The organism is Bacillus sp. S4 (assembly GCF_040838205.1).
GTDB lineage: Bacteria > Bacillota > Bacilli > Bacillales > Bacillaceae_G > Bacillus_A > Bacillus_A cereus_U.
In genome coordinates, this window is the sequence record NZ_JBFPJI010000016.1 from 18,292 (window position 1) to 36,727 (window position 18,436).

The following is an 18,436-nucleotide window of genomic DNA, read 5'->3' on the forward strand; positions in this document are numbered from 1 at the left end:
CTTCGGAAATTTATGTTATGCAATGACTACAAATACAAATAAATTTAGATGGGGGAACTTGTATGAAGAGAGGGAAATTTGGGAGGGTTCTTACAGGAACTTTAGTTACTGGTATGCTATTGTCACAAGGTATTCCGTATAACGTATTGGCAGAAAGTGCGGTTGAATTGAAGCCAGTTGATAATGCGGAACAGGTACTAATGAATCTGTCTCCAGAACAAAGAAAAGCGTTGGAACAGCTAGATGTAAGTCCTAATTTTACGATTTCACCTGATATTGATTCTAATAGTGCTGAATTAGTTAACGTTATCGTGGAATTCAATCAAGCTCCAGCAAAAATTGAAGTGATGAAACAAGCGGCGAAAGGGAAGAAAATAACTACTACTACTGCGCAAGCAAAAGTGGATGAAGAGCATAAAGTGTTCAAACAACATGTCGAATCCTTAAAATCGAAGAAGGATGCCGGCACTTACGATACGAAAAAAGTGAAGGTTACACGAGAATATAAGAATGCGATCAACGGCGTAGCGATGACTTTACCTGGTGTGGCTGTGCAGGAGTTGATCCAATCTGGAGTAGTAAAACGTGTCTTTAAAGATTACGAGGTAAAAGTGGAACCTCCGGTAGAAACAAAAGAAACAATCGATCCGAAAATGGCGGACAGTATTCCGCAAATTGGCGTGGACAAGCTTCATGCAGAAAACATTACAGGTAAAGAGATTAAAGTCGGCGTTCTTGATACAGGTGTTGACTATAATCATCCTGACTTAAAAGGTGCCTATAAAGGCGGATATGATTTTGTAGATAACGATGCAGATCCGATGGAAACGACATACGAGGACTGGATAAAAGCTGGTAAGCCAACATCTCCTGGCTATGTGTATTATACAAACCATGGTACACATGTAGCAGGAACGATTGCAGCTCAAAAGAAAAACAATGCGGATTATGCTGTGAAAGGTGTAGCACCTGATGTAGATTTATATGCTTATAGAGTATTAGGTCCTTGGGGCGGAGGTAATACAGCAGGAATTCTTGCTGGAATAGATAAAGCGATTGCAGATGGTATGGACGTTATCAATATGTCACTTGGTGCGCAGACTAACGATCCGTTATATGCTACTTCTGTCGCGACAAATAACGCTATGCTTTCAGGTGTGGTAACAGTTGTTGCCGCAGGTAACGCCGGGCCAAACGAAAAAACGCTTGGTTCCCCGGGAACGGCAGCTCTTGGTATTTCAGTAGGGGCAAGTGATGCTGCCATGTCTATTCCTACATTCAGCGCAAGTGTATCTAACGAAAAATTTGAAAATATGCAGCTATTAGGTAAAGATTTTCCTGATAAGTTAGAAGATTTTGGGGGACAATCGTTACCAATTGTATTTGCGGGACTTGGTAAACCAGCTGATTTTACGGGGAAAGATCTTAACGGAAAAATTGCGTTAATTCAGCGCGGAGAAATTACGTTTGATGAAAAAATTAAAAATGCAAAAAGTGCTGGAGCAAAAGCGGTTATCGTATATAACAATGCTGACGGACAAATATCTGCCTACTTAGGTGAGGGGGTAGGCCTTATTCCATCTTTCCGTCTGTCAAAAGCAGATGGCGAACGGTTAAAGGCGCTAGGTGAAGTATCTTTCAAATTCGAGACGCTGAGCAATACAAAAACGGAAGGGGATCACTTAGCTGATTTCAGCTCCCGTGGGCCGGTAAATGGGAATTATGACATTAAGCCAGATGTAGTCGCTCCTGGTGTGTCGGTTTTCTCTACTGCACCGGAATACATCAATGATCCGCAGGACGGTATAAATTACGGCAATGCATATGTACGCTTGTCTGGTACTTCTATGGCGTCTCCTCACGTAGCGGGTACAGCTGCATTGATCCTGCAGGAGCATCCAGAATATACTCCTTTCGATGTAAAAGCGGCTCTTATGAATACATCCGATGATTTGAATGGCAAGAATTCTGTATACGAAGTGGGTGCGGGGCGTATTGACGCGTATCAAGCTGTTCATACGGACACATCTATCAAAGTATTGGACAAAACAAAAAATATTGAGAACGGGAATATTGTTGAAATTGACGAACAAACAGGCTCTATTATGTTTGGCAGACATTTTAAGCAAGATGATAAACCAATTGAGGCAAGCAAAAAAGTAAATGTCCAAAACAACGGCAAAGAAGAAAAATCCTTTAAAGTAGAAGTGGAGTATCACGATGAACGTACAGGTATTCAAGATGCAGTGAAGAATGGTGTACAAGTTGAGGTACCGGCATCCATTACAGTAGCAAGCGGACAATCACAGGAGCTGGAGCCGAAAATTACGATTCCTGCTAGCGCTAAGACAGGCAGATACGAAGGATATATCCATGTGACTAATGCGAACAATCCGGCGGAAACGTATCAAATTCCATTCGCTGTCATGGTGACGGAAAAAGGATTTGAATATATAAAAACGACTAAACCATCCGTAACAAATACGACACCTTTCTGGCAATATTTAGAGCCTATGGTTCACGGAGTAATGAAGTTGAATAGCCCGATGAAAACAATCGATGTGCTTGTTAAGGACAGTAAAACAGGAAAAGCTGTAGGTTTTATAGGAACAGCGAATACTAGTAAATTACAGACAGATGTAGAAACTTTTCTTCTAGGAGTATTCAGTGGTACTGTCTATCCATTTACAAATGATCCTTCCAAACCAATTGGCGATCTTCCTGTGAAGCTTCCGGCAGGCGATTATACACTAGAAATGATTGCGCACGATGAAGAAGGGAAATCGTATGTTGTAGACAATCCGCTTATCGTGGATAATATAGCACCGGAAGTAAATATGGACAAAAAACCGGGTGTAATCGAGGTCAATGACTCCATGTTTACAGTAGAGGATGGACAAAAAGCGGTATGGCTGCATGGAACAGCTAAAGATTCGACGGTAGATGTATTAAAATCAAAAGGCTTAAACTATGATCAATCATCCAACACAATGGGTTACTCTGCAAATTCTGGATTCATAGATGGATTCTTCCCAGTCCAAGCGAACGGAGATGTGAAATTTGGAATTGAGGAAAGTGATATTGCAACAAATCCTTTACGTTTGACTTTGACTACGTTTGATATGGCAACGGCAATGGAGAAACAAAACTATGTTTTCGTAAAAGAAGGTACGGAATATACGACTTCTAGTTATGATAAGAAAGATGTAAAAGTTGACGATAACGTTACGATGACACTGAGTCTCAATAATGTGAAGCAGCTTGCATCTGGAGAATTTAATGTCGAATTCATAAAAGATTTGTTTAAGTTTGAGAATGTGAAATTGAACAATGCGGCAAGCGAGTATGCGAAGGACAAGGGATTGGAAGTATCGTTGCAAGAACCTATGGTGACAGAAGGAACTCACACTAATACAGTGAAGGTCGGCGCATCTATGAAAGGGAATTCATTCAGCGGTATGGATGGAGATATGCCTTTTCTTGATGTAACGTTTAAATTAGTAAGTGATGCATATTTCGATAATGTTATCGGATTTAATGTACAACAGGCGTCTTATATGAAAGCGGGACAAACAGCAGCTACTGCCATTCCTTATTTCAGAACAGAAACCTTTAATATCATTCCAACGCATTCGAGAGCGCAGGGTTCTATCCTACCAGAAGCATTTTTGATTGGGACTGAGAACGCTCAGTATTTGAGAAAAGCGGATTATACAAAAATCGGTGCCCAAGTATATGTGCTGTCCCCAAGTGGTAAAAAATATAAGGGAACAATTGATGAGAGAGGATTCTACACTATTCATGGTATCCCAGCTTCTACTGAAGCATACACAGTTGTTTTCGATATTCCGGGACATCTCAAATCGATGAGGAAATTCATTCCTGGATATTCTGTAAACGGTGAAATGCGCGGGCAACATGTTAGATTAGGTGCTAAAAGTCTTGCAGGGGACGTGAATGGTGATAGATTGATTGATATTCGCGATATGCAAAGTGTAGTAGATGTATACGGTAAGAAGGATGCATCCATCGTGCCGCAAGACATCAACCAAGATGGTGTAGTGGACGAAACAGATGTCCGCTTCATTGAGAAAAACTTCTTGCAAAAAGAAGTCGGTGTTCCAGAAGTAGTTAAGCCAAAAGAAACAATTGGTAAAAAAGGACTGGCAGATTTCCTACGTCAGATCGGTCTAGAACCGAAGAAATAAAGTGAAACTATAATCAGTGGGGGTTTGGTTCATCCCCCACTGATTATTAGCCTTCACCAATCGGGCGTTTACGGGCAGCAGGGCTTCCACCTAACTTCTTTGCTCCAGCCGAATTTTGAGGTGGGAGTTTTACTGCCCGCAAATAGTGGGATAAAAAGAAGGTGTCTTAGGAGCGGCTGCTGATAAAAGAGGGAGAAATATCATCTTCTGTAAATATCGATAGTCGCTCTTAAATAAAACGAGAAGTTCTTTATTAAGAATTCAATGACTATCTTAGAGATAAATCTAAAAGACATCAAGTAAGGAAACAATTCGTTTTTACCTCATATGGACTTATCAGCTTTTTAATAGCTTAGATATTATAAAAATAGGGGGATTATTAAAATGAGTCTTAAGAAAAAACTTGGTATGGGTGTTGCATCTGCAGTTCTTGGTTTATCTTTAATCGGAGGCGGAACGTTTGCTTACTTCAGTGATAAAGAAGTATCAGAAAACACATTTGCGGCTGGTACGTTAGATTTGAGCATTGATCCACAAGTTATCATCGATGTTGACAAAATCAAACCGGGTGATCAAATAGAACGCGATTTCCACTTAATCAACAGCGGTACTTTGAAAATTAAGGACGTTCATCTTCTTACTGATTACACTGTAACAGATGCGAAGGGTGATAATGGAAATGCTGATTTCGGTGATCATGTCAAAGTGGAGTTTTTATGGAACATAGACAAGAACACAGTTCCTGTATGGGAAACTACTTTGTCTGAATTGAAACAAGCTACTGCTGATGGCAACTTTCCTGATCTTGTAGAAAAAGGTGTCGTAAACTGGGAAGGAAACGGACTTGCTCCAGGCACGGATGACACTTTCTATGTGAAATTCATATTTGAAGATAATGGAGAAAATCAAAACGTATTCCAAGGAGATACATTGAAATTGAACTGGACGTTCGATGCGGCTCAGACAAAAGGGGAAGAAAAATAAGTTCGAATTTTATTCATTATATCTATGTACCAACTGAACCGCTAAATAAAAGCGCAAGATAAAAAGAGATCACACTTCGAAGTGTGATCTCTTTTTATCTTGCAAATTGATGATACATAAGCTGCGTTTAAGCTAGCATTTCCGCTTTTCGACTTTGAATCACATCATCATAATGCATGAGTAAATCACTGGAAATTTCATCCCAGCTTTGTGTAGTAGCGTAGGAGTGAGCATCTAGGCTCATTTGTTTACGCATTTCTTCATTATTTAATAATTCATAAATAGATGACAAAAATGAGTCCGCATTTTTTGGTTCACATAGAATTCCAGTTTTTTCATCTTTAATAATATTTTTAACCCCGCCACTATTCGCGCCAATAACAGGTGTACCACATGCGAGTGACTCCAGTACGACGTTCCCAAATGTTTCAGTAGTAGATGGAAATACCATTAGATCGGAGGAAGCGTAGACTTCAGCTAAATTCGTACCTTGTAAATATCCAGTAAAGGTTACATTTGTTTTTGGAACATTTTCATGCAGGTCCTTTGCGAGAGGACCATCTCCAGCGATGAGCCAATGAATATCGTCACGTTCTTTGTTCGTCGTTTGAATAAGTGTTTGAAGAGTGTCGATATCTTTTTCCGGAGCAAGGCGTCCGACGTAGGAAAGAATATATTTCGCTGTAATATTATATTTTTTTCGGAATAGGTCTTTATTGTAAGTTGGATGAAAGAGAGTACAATCTACACCACGTCCCCAAATATAGAGCTGCTGAAATCCTTTTTTCTTTAATTGATGTAATGTTTCAGGAGAAGGAACAAAGTTTTTTTGCATATGACTATGAAACCACCTTAAATAGTTCCATAGCATATTGGAAAGAAATTCGATTTTGTAATAGCGTAAATAGGCGTCAAAATCAGTATGATAAGAACCGACGACCGGGATATTTAACTTTTTGGCATAATATAATCCACAAAGTCCCATATTGAAAGGCGTAGCAATGTGAATGATATCAGGTTTAAAGGCAAGAAGTTCCCGTTTAATGCGCGGAGTAGGAAAGGCAAAGCGACATTCTGGATATAATATTGTTAACGGGATGCTTCTCATTTTATTCACATTCGTAACGAAATTATCTTCTGCCGTATGCTGAGGGGCGAAAACAGAATAGGCGATATTTTCTTTTTGAAAATATTTAGTTAAACGTTCCAAAGTTTTCGCCACACCGTTGACTTGTGGTGTAAATGTATCGGTAAATATGGCGACTCTCATCATATCGCTCCTTTACATGAGTGGAATGAATTGATAAAAAGAGATGATGCCAGAGCAAGTGCCAAGGCACATGCCTACAAATACATCTGACGGATAATGAAGCCCTAAATAAATACGGGAAATACCGACGCATAGCGCTAACGGTAATAGAAAAGCAAGCAAGTTTGGATTATAGCAAATAAATGGAATGAGGACAGAGAAAACAGCCGTTGTATGTCCGGATGGAAAAGAATGATCTTTTAAAGGCTGTACTGGATATTTCGCATCTTGAATTGTTAAATAAGGGCGTTTTCGTGGATACCATCTTTTTAGTATTTGCACCGGGATATGGCTAATTGTTAAAGAAATAGCAGTTGCAATTGCAGCTTGATGCAAATTCCCTGTTGCGAAAATTAAAAAGAATAGGGTAAGTGCAATGGAGAAGGTAGCACCACCGATATGGGTAATATTGCTGAAAAAGATGTTTAATGTTTTTTGATCAAAGTAGCGATTAATTCCTTTGAAAATGTAACATTCTATTTTATATAGTCCACTGACCTTCATGAGATTTTTCCTCCCTCATTTACATATATATGGAGTTATTAACTTCTATTTTAATAAGATTTTATTGAGGGAATAATAATGTTTTGTAAAGAAAAAGTTAGATTTTTTCATAAAAAAAGCTGCCAGTCTTATGGCAGCGATAAAATCATTTTTGTAACGATTTATAATATTGTCCTTTTTCAACGTATTGTGTGCGGATACGTTCCATATCTTTACGGTCTTCTTCTGTTAATTCGCGAATGACCTTCGCAGGACGACCAAAAACTAACGTATTAGGAGGGATTTTCTTTCCTTGTGAAACGAGACTACCAGCACCGATGAAAGCTCCTTCACCAATTTCAGCGCCATCTAATATGATAGATCCCATTCCAATTAAAGCATCTTTTTCAATTTTGCAGCTATGTAAAATAACTTGATGCCCAACGGTAACGTCATCTTCTAAAATAAGAGGATACTGTGGGCTTTGGTGAAGTGTACATTGATCTTGTACATTTACTCTATTTCCAATTATCGTTGGTGATACATCACCGCGGATGACTGTATTAAACCAAATGCTAGATTCTTCGCCAATTGTCACATCGCCTGTAATGGTAACATAGTCAGCGATAAAAGCACTACTCGCAATTTTTGGATTTTTTTCTTTGTAAGGATATATCATGTAAAGCCTTCCTTTCCTAGAGACTAGTTTTAGTGTATCAAATTATGAAAAAGAGTGAAATGGAGGAGTTTCGTATGTGGAACTATGAAGCGGAAGAAGCGAAAGCCGTCATTATTATCGTGCATGGTGCTATGGAATATCACGGGCGTTATGAAGCAGTTGCAGAAATGTGGAATCATAGCGGTTATCACGTCGTTATGGGGGATCTTCCAGCACACGGAACAACTTCAAGAAATAGAGGACATATCGATTCATTTGATGAATACATAGAGGAAATAAAGTTATGGGTGAAAGAAGCAAGAAAATATAGATTGCCTATTTTTTTATTTGGTCATAGTATGGGAGGACTTGTCGTTATTCGTATGATGCAAGAAACGAAAAGAGAGGACATAGATGGGATTGTATTAAGCTCGCCTTGTTTAGGAGTATTGGCTGCACCTTCTGCTCCGCTTCGTGCTGCTTCAAAAATATTAAATGTCGTTGCTCCCAAATTGCAATTTACAACAAATCTCACTGTAGAAATGTCAACTCGTAACCATGAAGTGAGGGATGCGATGGAGAATGATTCATTGTTCTTGCGCAAAGTATCAGTACGTTGGTATAGTGAATTGATTAAGTCTATCGAGATTGCTCATGAGAAAATAGATGATTTTCCAGATGTTCCACTCTTGCTAATGCAGGCGTGTGAGGATAAACTTGTAGATAAAATACGTGTCCGCATGTGGTTTGATAATGTTAAAATTAGTGATAAGGCATATAAAGAATGGCCTAATTGTTATCATGAGTTATTAAATGAGTATGAGCGTGATGAAATTTTGAATTATATTCAGTCATTTACTGAAATTCATATCAATAATATAGTAAAAACAAACAAATAAATCATTATTTGTACATTTAACAGAGGAGATGAAGGAAGAAGTGAACGTACCGAGTAATCCCATAACGCTCATGGCGAAAGTATACCGTGATGTGTTTCCGGTTGTACACCATGAGCTAGCGATGTGGAAAGAGCGTGCCTACCATATTCCGAATGACGAGCTTCATAGTCAGGCAATCGCAAGTATTGAGAATAAAACGTTTCATTGCGAGGGCGGTGGCATTTTAGCGCTGCTAGCAAATGAACATCGAGAGGAATGTATTCGTTTTATCGTAGCATATCAAACGATTAGCGACTATTTGGATAATTTATGTGACCGTAGTACATCACTTGATCCGAAAGACTTTGCGGCTCTTCATGAGTCGATGGTAATGGCATTAAGTCCTGAAGTTGAAGGAGGCGGTAATTATTATCGTTATCGTGATGATCAAGATGATGGTGGTTATTTAGATGAGCTCGTTGAAACGTGTCAGGATGTTTTAAAGAAAACGAAGCATTATGATAAAATTGCTCCAATTCTTCATGAGCTTGCTTGTTATTATTGTGATTTGCAAATTCATAAACATGTGAAATTAGAAGAAAGAGAACCGCGTCTAAAAACATGGTTTGAAGCTCATAAAGAAAACTTGCCGCCGATGAGCTGGTTTGAATTTTCGGCTTGTGCAGGATCAACTTTAGGAATCTTTTGTCTTGTGGCATATGCATTCCATGATGAATTACATGATGAGGATATTGAGAAAATTAGACAAGGATATTTTCCTTACGTACAAGGACTTCACATTTTACTTGATTATTTCATCGATCAAGAAGAAGACCGTATGGGCGGGGATTTGAATTTCTGTAGTTATTATGAAAACGAGCAAGCTATATTAGATCGTATGAAACATTTTGTAGAAGAAGCAGAGAAGAGTATTGGTGATCTGCCTCATGCGAAGTTTCACCGTCTCATAAGCCGAGGGTTACTTGGTATTTATTTATCAGACCAAAAAGTATCAGCACAAAAGAATATGCACAAAATGGCACGGCGCATTGTAAAATACGGAGGGCTCACTTCACGATTCTTCTACTGGAACGGGAAGATGTACCGAAAGAAAATGGCGCAGTGATGAAGAAAACCACTCATGTTGAGTGGTTTTTTTTATTATGATCGTATTTTTGAAATTACGTATATGAGAAGTTCGATTGTGAAGATAGCTAAAACAGATAGTCCGAATAAAGGCATTACAGTGCCTAGTATAATCATCATGATAAAGAAAACGAATATGCTTTTCTTATCTTTTTGTTTTGGTGGTGCTGCTAATTTGCCTTTCGGTTTTCTTGCTAACCACATTTTTATTCCGTAATAAATGAGAAGTAATAAAGATAATGTCGTTAGTAAGCATAATATTTTATTTGGCCATCCGAATAAATGTCCTTCGTGAAGCGGGATACCGTAAGTGAACCATCGTGCAAATAATCCATAATCACGATAGTCCGTTTTTGAAATAAGTTTTCCGCTATATTGATCAAAGTAAGCTGTTATCTCTTCATTTGGTGCCACGTGCATGCCCGTAATACCAGAACCACTTGATTTCGAAACAGTGAATACACCTTTCGGATCAGTCGGTAGTGAGATAACATATGGCTTCTTTATTTCAATCCCTTGTTGTAACTCATCAATTGAAATTATTTTTGGCTCACTTGAGTTAGATTCAGGAGGAGCTTCTTTTCTTGTTGCCCATGGCAACTCTTTTACCTTTGATTCAGGAGGTGCCATATACAATTTTGGATATCCGAGCGCTTCATTCGACGATGCAATTTTATAAATTTGGTTACCCATAAATCCAGACCACGGCAATCCAGTTGCGATTAACAGAACGAGAGGAATTGTAAATATAATACCGATAATAGAATGACATCGTTTTGCTTTTTCTCGCTTATTGGATGATGGTGTGTTTTTGAATTGGCGTATACTCATATACAACCCAGTTATAATCAAAAAGATTGTCCAGCACGCCGCAAGTTCTACAATATAATTGACGACAGTGCCACCAACTAAAAGAGAACTATGTAGTTCCCGCATTATATTGGCAAACGTTTCACTTGCGTTTTGATCTCCGACAATTTGATTATTGCTATCTAAATAAACGTATTTTTGCGTTCCTGTATATTCATTTGCGATTGTAAGTCTCGTATTATAATCCCCATTAAACTCACTAATTTTCGCCACACTATAATGTGGATATTTTTTCTCTGTTAATGAAATAGAATCAGACATCGAAATAGATTCTGTTTGGGCGCTCTTCCCAAAATATAAATCTTTATAGATGAAATCTTCAACTTCTTCCCGAAATAAATACCCAATTCCGCTCAGTGACAAAGTAATAAGAAGCGGCGTAATAAAAAGTCCAGCATAAAAATGCCAACGCCAAAAAATGTAATGAAGTGAACGATTTTGTTTCATACTTCAGTTCCCCTAACCTTCCCTATATGAATAAACTACTTATTTAATATAGCGAGATTAAGTGTGGATATTTTGAAAGAATTGTGAAAAATGTTAAAAGTTTTGGGGATTTTTATCAAACACAAAACACATTTCAAAAGGGATGTGTTCTATGTTTATGAAGACCTTTTTATATTTGATGCATACATCCTAACAACTGCTTTCGCAAGACATTGAGCGGAATCAACAAAGTCCTCACTCACCACCACATTCAAATCGGTACATGCGATAATAGCGGTATCTACTTCGTCTTTTAACTGTAAAACGAGCACACTCCATAATTTGCGAGCTTCCTCAATTTCTCCGCCTTTAATACAAGTAATAATTTGATTAATCATTTCTTGCCATTGTTCATTATGAATGTACTCTATATTACGTTTTATAATCCCGTCTTGGTAAATACCTGCTTGAACAGTCGCTTCTGTTGCGAGAAGAGCGACTCTTTTTGTATTTTCAGGAATTGCTTTTAACGTCTCATCGACTATATTCAAAATAGGAATGGTAATAGAACGCTTTAATTCCTCGAAATAAAGATGCGCCGTATTACATGGCATTGCGATGAAATCTACACCAGTACTTTCAAGTTTTTGTGCACCTTCAATAATCGCCTTTTTCATCGCTATATGATCAATAGGCCGATCTATGTAAAATGGTGTTGGACAAGAATAAATCATCATATGAGGAAAGTCCATATCATGCTTTGCTCCGTATATTGTTTGGCATTGTGCTACAACTGTATCGACGAATGGTCCAGTTGATTTTGGTCCCATTCCTGCTAGTATTCCGATCATTGTTTCGTCCCCTTTAATATGTAATTAAAAACGTTTTTTGCGAATGAGAAAAAGAAATAAAGTAAGTAATAAAAATGAATATACGATAGCCCAAGCTGTGAGCCATAGGGTGTGAGTAAGTATATTATATTTGTATTGCCCAAGCATTAAAAAGCTTTCGACAGGTGGTAAAAACCATAGTAGCTCTGTTTTAAAACGGATTGAAGCAATCGTCATAAGTAATATAAATGTAAGACTAAGCCAAGCGGTGCTTGCTTTTTGAATAATATTTCTAGTAAATAATGTTGCGATTGAAATTCCTAGTATAGAGAAAGACATGTGAGCGAGAAATCCGACTAGAAATAAAGAAGCTGTCATTTTTTCATTAAACATTTGCAAAATAATTGGATAGATTATGGATATAAAAGATAACACAGTACAAATGAGAAGAGCCGTAATATATTTACCAACGTATAATGCCGAAATATTATTTGTGTGTGAAATAGTGATTTGTTCTTGTACAGGGTCTTCAGTATGAAAAATTGTGATTGTAATCCAGGCAGATAATAAATAAAGTGCGAGTGCGGTTTCTAAATATGTCGGTACAATAGGAGTCGGTTTATATGTATATACAAAAAGCAAGCTTATACAGTACATCGCAATAGGAGGAATGTACTTATACGATTTTGTGTAATCGAGAAAATGGTAACGAATAAGCGCAAACATAATAAACCTTCTTTCGATTTAAAAATTAGGTTGTAGCAGTGTGATGGATGCCTTTTTATGTAATAAAAACTGAAGTATGTCGTTTGTATAATCTTTTTCGATTTGTAATTGAATGAGGTTTTGATTTGAATTGTGTGTAACATGTATAAATCCGGATTGTTGTTGTAGTTCTATTGCTGAAAATGTTTCGTGAACGATTGCCTCAATATAGACCTGTTCTGTTGATTTTTGCACAGAGGTATCTTCCGCAATTGTATGATTAGCTAACGTCACAATTCTATCGGCGAAGTGTTCTAGTAGTTGTTTTTCGTGACATGTGAAGAGTACAGATATACCTTGTTGTTTTAATGAAAGTAAAATATGCTCTAGTTCTTGCTGAGAGTTAGGGGTCGAGCCCAGAAAGTGGTTCATCTAAAATTAATAAATGGACGTCCGTAAGTAATGCTTGCATAATACCTGTTTTTTGTTTCATACCTTTTGAAAAGTTTCGTACAACGGAATGCCTTGCGTGATGTAAGTGAAAAGATTCAAGGAGCACCGGAATTTTATTTCTTAAGTATTTTGTTGATAAACCATGAATGTGGCCGAGATGATATAAATAATCCTCTAATGTAAAACGAATCCCTTCAGGAAAATGCTCAGGTACATAACCGATTTGTATATGTTCTTTTCTTTGAAGTGTCCCTGCCGTAGGTGAAATAAAACCTGCAGTTATTTTGAGCAAAGTGCTTTTTCCAGTTCCATTACCGCCAATAATAGCGAGTGCTTCTCCTTCTGGAATGGATAAATCGATGTTGTCTAGTATGAGTGATTTGCCGTACTTCTTTTGAATTCCTCTTAGTTTTACTAGCAAAGTTCTATCCTTCTTTCTTCAAATAGTGTATACATCCATTATATAGGAGAATAAGAAAAAGACGTGCAGTGAGTGCACGTCTTTTTTTGTTATGTTTTGTCGAAGAATCGATATATCGGCAAAATCGTTGATATATTATCGTTTCTCAATCGCCACAATAAATGGCGGGTTATTTTGCTGGTTAATGAAGCCGTATTGCAAAACGTGAGCTTGCTTTTGGTCTAGTTCTTCTGCAAATTTGAGAACAGCGTCACGTTCTACTTGTCCTTCTGGATGTCCGTGGTAAATGACAAGGACGATGATACCTTCAGGTGCCATTAGTTCTAGCAATTGTTCAATCGCCGAGATTGTTGAGTTCGGTTTTGTGACGATATGTTTGTCACCGCCAGGAAGGTAACCTAAGTTGAAGATTGCGCCTGTTACTTTTCCTTTTGCATCTTCTGGTAATACGGATACAAGTGTGTCGTGACTATCGTGAACTAAAACAGTACGTTCGAAAAGTTCTTTTTCTTTTAGTCGGATAGTAGAGCTTTCGATCGCTTCTTTTTGAATATCGAATCCAAATACTTTTCCGTTATCTCCAACGATTTCAGCTAGGAAGCAAGTGTCATGTCCATTGCCAAGTGTTGCATCTACTGCGTAATCGCCTTCTTTAACAGCCGTTTGCAGTAGCATGCGAGCAAACGGTAATACACGTTCTAATTTCATTTTTGTTTCTCCTCATTTGCATATTTTCCTTGCCAGCTTCCGCGGCGTACAAATTCTGCATCGATGGAATTTAATACTTCCCATTTATTTAAGCTCCACATTGGGCCGATCATTAAATCAGGTGGACCGTCACCTGTGATGCGGTGCACAATTACGTCTTCTGGAATAATTTCAAGTTGGTCGACAACGAGACTTACGTAATCTTCAAGAGATAAGAATTCTAGTTGTCCTTTTTCATATTGCTTCACCATTGGCGTTCCTTTTAACAAATGAAGTAAATGAATTTTAATTCCTTGTATGTCAAGCTTTGCAACTTCACGAGTTGTTTCCATCATCATGTCGTAATCTTCAAGGGGAAGACCGTTAATAATATGCGAGCAAACTCTAATACCGTGCTTACGTAATTTATTTACGCCTTCCACATAAGATGGATAATCGTGAGCACGATTAATAAGATTTGCAGTTCGTTCATGAACAGTTTGAAGTCCGAGTTCAACCCAAAGATACGTGCGTTTATTTAAGTCCGCTAAATATTCAACAACATCATCCGGTAAGCAATCTGGACGAGTCGCAATAGAAAGACCGACAACGTCTTTTTCTGTTAGAAGCGGTTCGAATTTTTCTTTTAACACTTCAAGTGGAGCATGTGTATTTGTATAGGCCTGGAAATAAGCGATACATTTTCCGTCTTTCCACTTTGCGTGCATTTTTTCTTTCATTTCATGATATTGCGTTATTACATCATCGCGGCGATCACCTGCAAAGTCACCAGATCCAGCGGCACTACAAAATGTGCAGCCTCCGTAAGCGACTGTGCCGTCACGGTTTGGGCAATCAAAGCCGGCGTCTAATGAAACTTTAAAGATTTTTTCACCAAATTCATTTCGTAAGTGGTAATTCCATGTATGATAACGTTTATTGTCATTTGTATATGGAAAAGGGTTTTGAACCTTCATTATTTTCCCTCCTAAGACGAGTCAAAATGAAACAAAATCCATTATAACATACTCATAAGGTTCATATGGAAGGGACACACTAAAGGAGAATTGAAGCAAGGAGGGACAAGTATGGCAGAGCGTCAATCACTTGAATCGTATATTACACAAGCGGAAGAAGCGGTGGAATATGCGAAAGAACAATTAGACCAAGGCATGAGACAAGAGCATTACAATACGATGGAGTATTCAGATGCGCAGTTGCAATTAGAACAAGCATATAACGACTTACAAACGATGCAGCAACATGCGAATGATGAGCAACGTGAGCAGTTAAATAGAGCACGTATGGCAATTCGCCAATTGCAACATCAAATGATTATTACACCGCACTAATAAGGAGTGAATGTAATGGCGAAACGTTCAGATCAAAATAATCCAGAGCAAAAAACGCAAAATGGACACAACGCTGAGTTTTCAAATGAGCTTGATCCTGTTGTTCAAGTGAAACAGCGTAATAGTAAAAAAGGACAACCTCAAAGATCAAAGCAATCAGAGTAACCAGGTCGCAATATGACCTGGTTTTATTTTATTACAAAAGTGTAAGGTAAATGTAATGTTAACAAATAGCAGTTCCCCTCCAAAAGGCGCAGAATAGGTAATGGAAAAACAAGCGTAGGAGGATATATATGACGAAACCAGTTGTAGACGTGAAAAACGTTCAAAAAGTGTACGGTAAAAAAGGTGAGAACCAATCACACGCATTAAAAGGTGTTTCATTCTCAATTCAAGAGGGTGAATTTGTTGGGATTATGGGACCTTCTGGTTCTGGTAAAACGACATTATTAAATGTAATTTCAACACTAGATAAAGCAACGGGCGGCGTTGTGGAAATAGCAGGTACGGACATTACGAAAATGAAACAAGGTGAGCTTTCTGATTTCCGTTCACAAAAATTGGGGTTCATCTTCCAAGATTTTAACTTATTAGAGAACTTATCTATTTATGAAAACATTGCACTTCCACTTTCACTTCAAGGTGTTTCATCACGTAATATTGGACCGAAAGTAGAAAAAGTAGCAGATATGTTAGGGATTTCAGCAATACTTCAAAAGTATCCATCTGAAGTATCTGGTGGACAGAAACAGCGTTCAGCAGCAGCGCGCGCTTTAGTGCATGAGCCTGCAATTATTTTAGGGGACGAGCCAACAGGAGCTCTTGATTCTAAAAATGCAGCAAGTTTACTTGATGCGATGACAAACTTAAATGAAGAACAAGGTGTATCTATTATGATGGTTACTCACGATCCATATAGTGCAAGTTACTGTCAGCGTATTTTATTCATTCAAGATGGTGAGCTATATAAAGAAATTCACCGCGGTGGTACGCGTGAAGAGTTTTATAAAGAAATTTTAGATGTGCTTGCAGACTTAGGCACACAAAAAGCGTAAGAAAGGAGGTCTAGGGCATGTTATTTAAACTTTCCATGTCAGGGCTGAAAAGTAAGCTAAAGGATTATATCGTCTTACTTGTCGGTCTTGTTATGTCTATTTCAATTTTTTATATGTTTCAAACGTTAGCACTGAATAAAGCGTTTATTGAATCCAATTCTGTCATTAAGTCTATTGGCTTCGTATTCCAAGCAGGTTCATTTCTATTAGCAATTATAACGTTCTTCTACATTTTATATGCGAACTCTTTCTTATTATCTCTTCGTCAAAAAGAGTTTGGTATGTATATGATGTTAGGAGCAAAAAAGCATAAAGTTACATTACTTATGTTTATTGAAACGATTGTATTAGGTGCTGCGTCTCTTGCGATTGGACTTACAGTTGGTGTAGGACTTGCAGAAGGTATCGGTCAGTTATTAATGAAACAATTGGAATTTGCTGGCGAAGGCTATAAAGCATTTTATCTACCATCTATGACTGTTACTTGCATATTCTTCTTTGCACTATTTGTATTATCGGCAATTATGAATAGTATTAAATTATCTCGTATTTCTGTATTACAACTTGTACATGCAGATGCACAAACAGAACGTGTTGCAGTAAAAGGAAAAATGACAGGTTTAGTTGCATTCCTTGCGGTTATTTTATTAGGAATTGGCTATGCATCAATGATTTATATGGAAAAACTAAGAGAAATGGGAATCCTAATTGCATTAATTACAACAACAGCCGGTACTTACATGCTATTTGGATCACTTCTCCCGGTCATTATTAAAAAGTTAAAGAGTAATAAAAAACGTAGTGAAAAAGGGCTTAACGCTTTTACTTTTGCACAATTAAATTTCCGTATTAATAGTTTAACAAAGGTTCTTGCGACAGTAGCGATGTTAGTTGCTCTTGGAGCTGGTGCAATTTCAGGTGGTATGGCGTTTAAAAATAACGTTATAAAAATGGTAGATGGTTTAGTAATATATGATTCAGTTGTTCATAACCCTACAGCTGAAGAAAAGAAAATTTTAGATGGTATTACATTTAAAGAGAAAAATGAATATCGTTACAAAGTTGATGATAAATACGTTTATTATGTAAAAGAAGATTTAGAGAACAATCGTCCTTTAGTAAAAGATATGGCAAATATGGAATCGATGAAGGATTTAGTAAATACGAAAAAAGTTTCAGAGGAACTACCAGTAGGTGCAGTTTCTAGAGAAATGAATGAAAAAGATGCGAACGCTAAAGAACTTTCAGAAGAATGGGTAGATGCTTTTAGTACAATCCATCCATATTATATATACGAAGATCATGCAATTAAGATTGTAGATCAAAAAACGTACGATGGGATAAATGGTAAAGAAGGTATAGCATTTATCGGAAAAACAGATGACTTTTTAACATATACAAAAGAATGGAAAAAACTTGACGAGTTGCAGCTAGATAAATATAAAAATGTAACAGCTGAAAGAATGAACAGCAAATATCAATCTTACGATATGTTCTATGGTGTTGCGAGTGGAACAGTATTTATGGGCTTCTTCCTTGGAATTGCTTTCTTGGCGATGATGGCAAGTTGCTTAATGTTTAAAATTCTTTCTGGTGCATCAAAAGATATTACACGCTATCAAATGCTTCGTAAAATCGGTGTGCGCCGTGAATTATTAACAAAATCAATTTATAAAGAGTTATTCTTAGTATTCTTATTCCCGGCAATTGTGGGTATCGCCCACGTATTAGTTGGTATGAATATTTTCGGATTTATTTTAGTCGATCCATACTTCCGTATTTGGATACCAATTGTAATTTTCGTAGTCATTTATGCGATTTACTACTTCATTACAGTTCAATTGTATAAAGGAATTGTTCTTCCGAAAGAAGATTAATAACGAAAAATACCGAGCAGAGGGTGCTCGGTATTTTTTGTTATTTTCAGAAAAAATAACAAAATCATTGATATGTTACTTAATTGCAGTATAC

The 18,436-nt window shown here is 37.4% G+C and carries 16 protein-coding genes and 1 pseudogene; 8 read left to right on the plus strand and 9 right to left on the minus strand.

Annotation, left to right across the window (positions count from 1 at the left end; all coding sequences use genetic code 11):
- The first annotated feature begins 62 nt into the window (after positions 1 to 62).
- Together AB3X48_RS04205 and AB3X48_RS04210 are read left to right on the plus strand one after the other, a co-directional pair.
- Positions 63 to 4,208 (plus strand): S8 family serine peptidase, encoded by a 4,146-nt coding sequence (locus tag AB3X48_RS04205; protein WP_256416151.1) that lies wholly within the window; start codon positions 63 to 65, stop codon positions 4,206 to 4,208.
- 384 nt (positions 4,209 to 4,592) lie between these two features.
- A complete protein-coding gene (locus tag AB3X48_RS04210; protein WP_088099586.1) occupies positions 4,593 to 5,192 on the plus strand; it encodes a TasA family protein in 600 nt (199 codons plus the stop codon).
- A 127-nt stretch (positions 5,193 to 5,319) separates the two neighbouring features.
- On the opposite strand, the gene AB3X48_RS04215 is transcribed toward AB3X48_RS04210, so the two are convergent.
- The 3 genes from AB3X48_RS04215 to AB3X48_RS04225 form a co-directional block, all read right to left on the minus strand.
- Entirely contained in the window at positions 5,320 to 6,462 is a 1,143-nt protein-coding gene (locus AB3X48_RS04215; RefSeq protein ID WP_088099585.1) for a glycosyltransferase family 4 protein, read from the minus strand.
- A gap of 12 nt (positions 6,463 to 6,474) precedes the next feature.
- Positions 6,475 to 7,005, minus strand: a complete 531-nt coding sequence (locus AB3X48_RS04220) for a phosphatase PAP2 family protein (RefSeq protein WP_002112405.1) — start codon at positions 7,003 to 7,005, stop codon at positions 6,475 to 6,477.
- Positions 7,006 to 7,150: 145 nt separating this feature from the next.
- A complete protein-coding gene (locus AB3X48_RS04225; RefSeq protein WP_088099584.1) occupies positions 7,151 to 7,663 on the minus strand; it encodes a gamma carbonic anhydrase in 513 nt (170 codons plus the stop codon).
- A 74-nt stretch (positions 7,664 to 7,737) separates the two neighbouring features.
- On the opposite strand from AB3X48_RS04225, the gene AB3X48_RS04230 reads away from it, so the two are divergent.
- Positions 7,738 to 8,541, plus strand: coding sequence for an alpha/beta hydrolase (locus AB3X48_RS04230; RefSeq protein ID WP_133059534.1), 804 nt, complete (start codon positions 7,738 to 7,740; stop codon positions 8,539 to 8,541).
- Between the two features lie 40 nt (positions 8,542 to 8,581).
- Positions 8,582 to 9,646 carry a tetraprenyl-beta-curcumene synthase gene (gene tbcS / locus AB3X48_RS04235; protein WP_016106418.1) on the plus strand — a complete coding sequence of 355 codons (1,065 nt, stop codon included), beginning with the start codon at positions 8,582 to 8,584 and terminating at the stop codon, positions 9,644 to 9,646.
- Positions 9,647 to 9,681: 35 nt separating this feature from the next.
- On the opposite strand, the gene AB3X48_RS04240 is transcribed toward tbcS, so the two are convergent.
- From AB3X48_RS04240 to mnmL, 6 genes and pseudogenes are all read right to left on the minus strand, one after another.
- Positions 9,682 to 10,983, minus strand: a complete 1,302-nt coding sequence (locus tag AB3X48_RS04240) for a PepSY-associated TM helix domain-containing protein (RefSeq protein ID WP_016106417.1) — start codon at positions 10,981 to 10,983, stop codon at positions 9,682 to 9,684.
- Between the two features lie 155 nt (positions 10,984 to 11,138).
- Positions 11,139 to 11,813 carry an aspartate/glutamate racemase family protein gene (locus tag AB3X48_RS04245; RefSeq protein WP_016106416.1) on the minus strand — a complete coding sequence of 225 codons (675 nt, stop codon included), beginning with the start codon at positions 11,811 to 11,813 and terminating at the stop codon, positions 11,139 to 11,141.
- Between the two features lie 24 nt (positions 11,814 to 11,837).
- Positions 11,838 to 12,518, minus strand: coding sequence for a hypothetical protein (locus AB3X48_RS04250; RefSeq protein ID WP_002160153.1), 681 nt, complete (start codon positions 12,516 to 12,518; stop codon positions 11,838 to 11,840).
- A gap of 18 nt (positions 12,519 to 12,536) precedes the next feature.
- A pseudogene (locus AB3X48_RS04255) lies at positions 12,537 to 13,371 on the minus strand (ABC transporter ATP-binding protein).
- A 135-nt stretch (positions 13,372 to 13,506) separates the two neighbouring features.
- Positions 13,507 to 14,079 (minus strand): tRNA 5-(aminomethyl)-2-thiouridylate-methyltransferase MnmM, encoded by a 573-nt coding sequence (gene mnmM / locus AB3X48_RS04260; RefSeq protein WP_016106413.1) that lies wholly within the window; start codon positions 14,077 to 14,079, stop codon positions 13,507 to 13,509.
- Positions 14,076 to 15,035, minus strand: a complete 960-nt coding sequence (gene mnmL, locus AB3X48_RS04265; protein WP_016106412.1) for a tRNA modification radical SAM protein MnmL/YtqA — start codon at positions 15,033 to 15,035, stop codon at positions 14,076 to 14,078. The genes mnmM and mnmL overlap by 4 nt, the downstream gene beginning before the upstream one ends.
- A 111-nt stretch (positions 15,036 to 15,146) precedes the next feature.
- On the opposite strand from mnmL, the gene AB3X48_RS04270 reads away from it, so the two are divergent.
- The 4 genes from AB3X48_RS04270 (at position 15,147) to AB3X48_RS04285 (ending at position 18,342) form a co-directional block, all read left to right on the plus strand.
- Positions 15,147 to 15,410, plus strand: a complete 264-nt coding sequence (locus AB3X48_RS04270) for a YtzC family protein (RefSeq protein WP_002112394.1) — start codon at positions 15,147 to 15,149, stop codon at positions 15,408 to 15,410.
- 15 nt (positions 15,411 to 15,425) lie between these two features.
- The gene (locus AB3X48_RS04275; RefSeq protein WP_001129345.1) at positions 15,426 to 15,575 is read left to right on the plus strand and encodes a hypothetical protein; all 150 of its coding nucleotides are present in this window, start codon (positions 15,426 to 15,428) and stop codon (positions 15,573 to 15,575) included.
- A gap of 128 nt (positions 15,576 to 15,703) precedes the next feature.
- Positions 15,704 to 16,465, plus strand: a complete 762-nt coding sequence (locus AB3X48_RS04280) for an ABC transporter ATP-binding protein (protein WP_016106411.1) — start codon at positions 15,704 to 15,706, stop codon at positions 16,463 to 16,465.
- Positions 16,466 to 16,482: 17 nt separating this feature from the next.
- Positions 16,483 to 18,342 (plus strand): FtsX-like permease family protein, encoded by a 1,860-nt coding sequence (locus tag AB3X48_RS04285; RefSeq protein ID WP_204208850.1) that lies wholly within the window; start codon positions 16,483 to 16,485, stop codon positions 18,340 to 18,342.
- Positions 18,343 to 18,436: the final 94 nt, after the last annotated feature.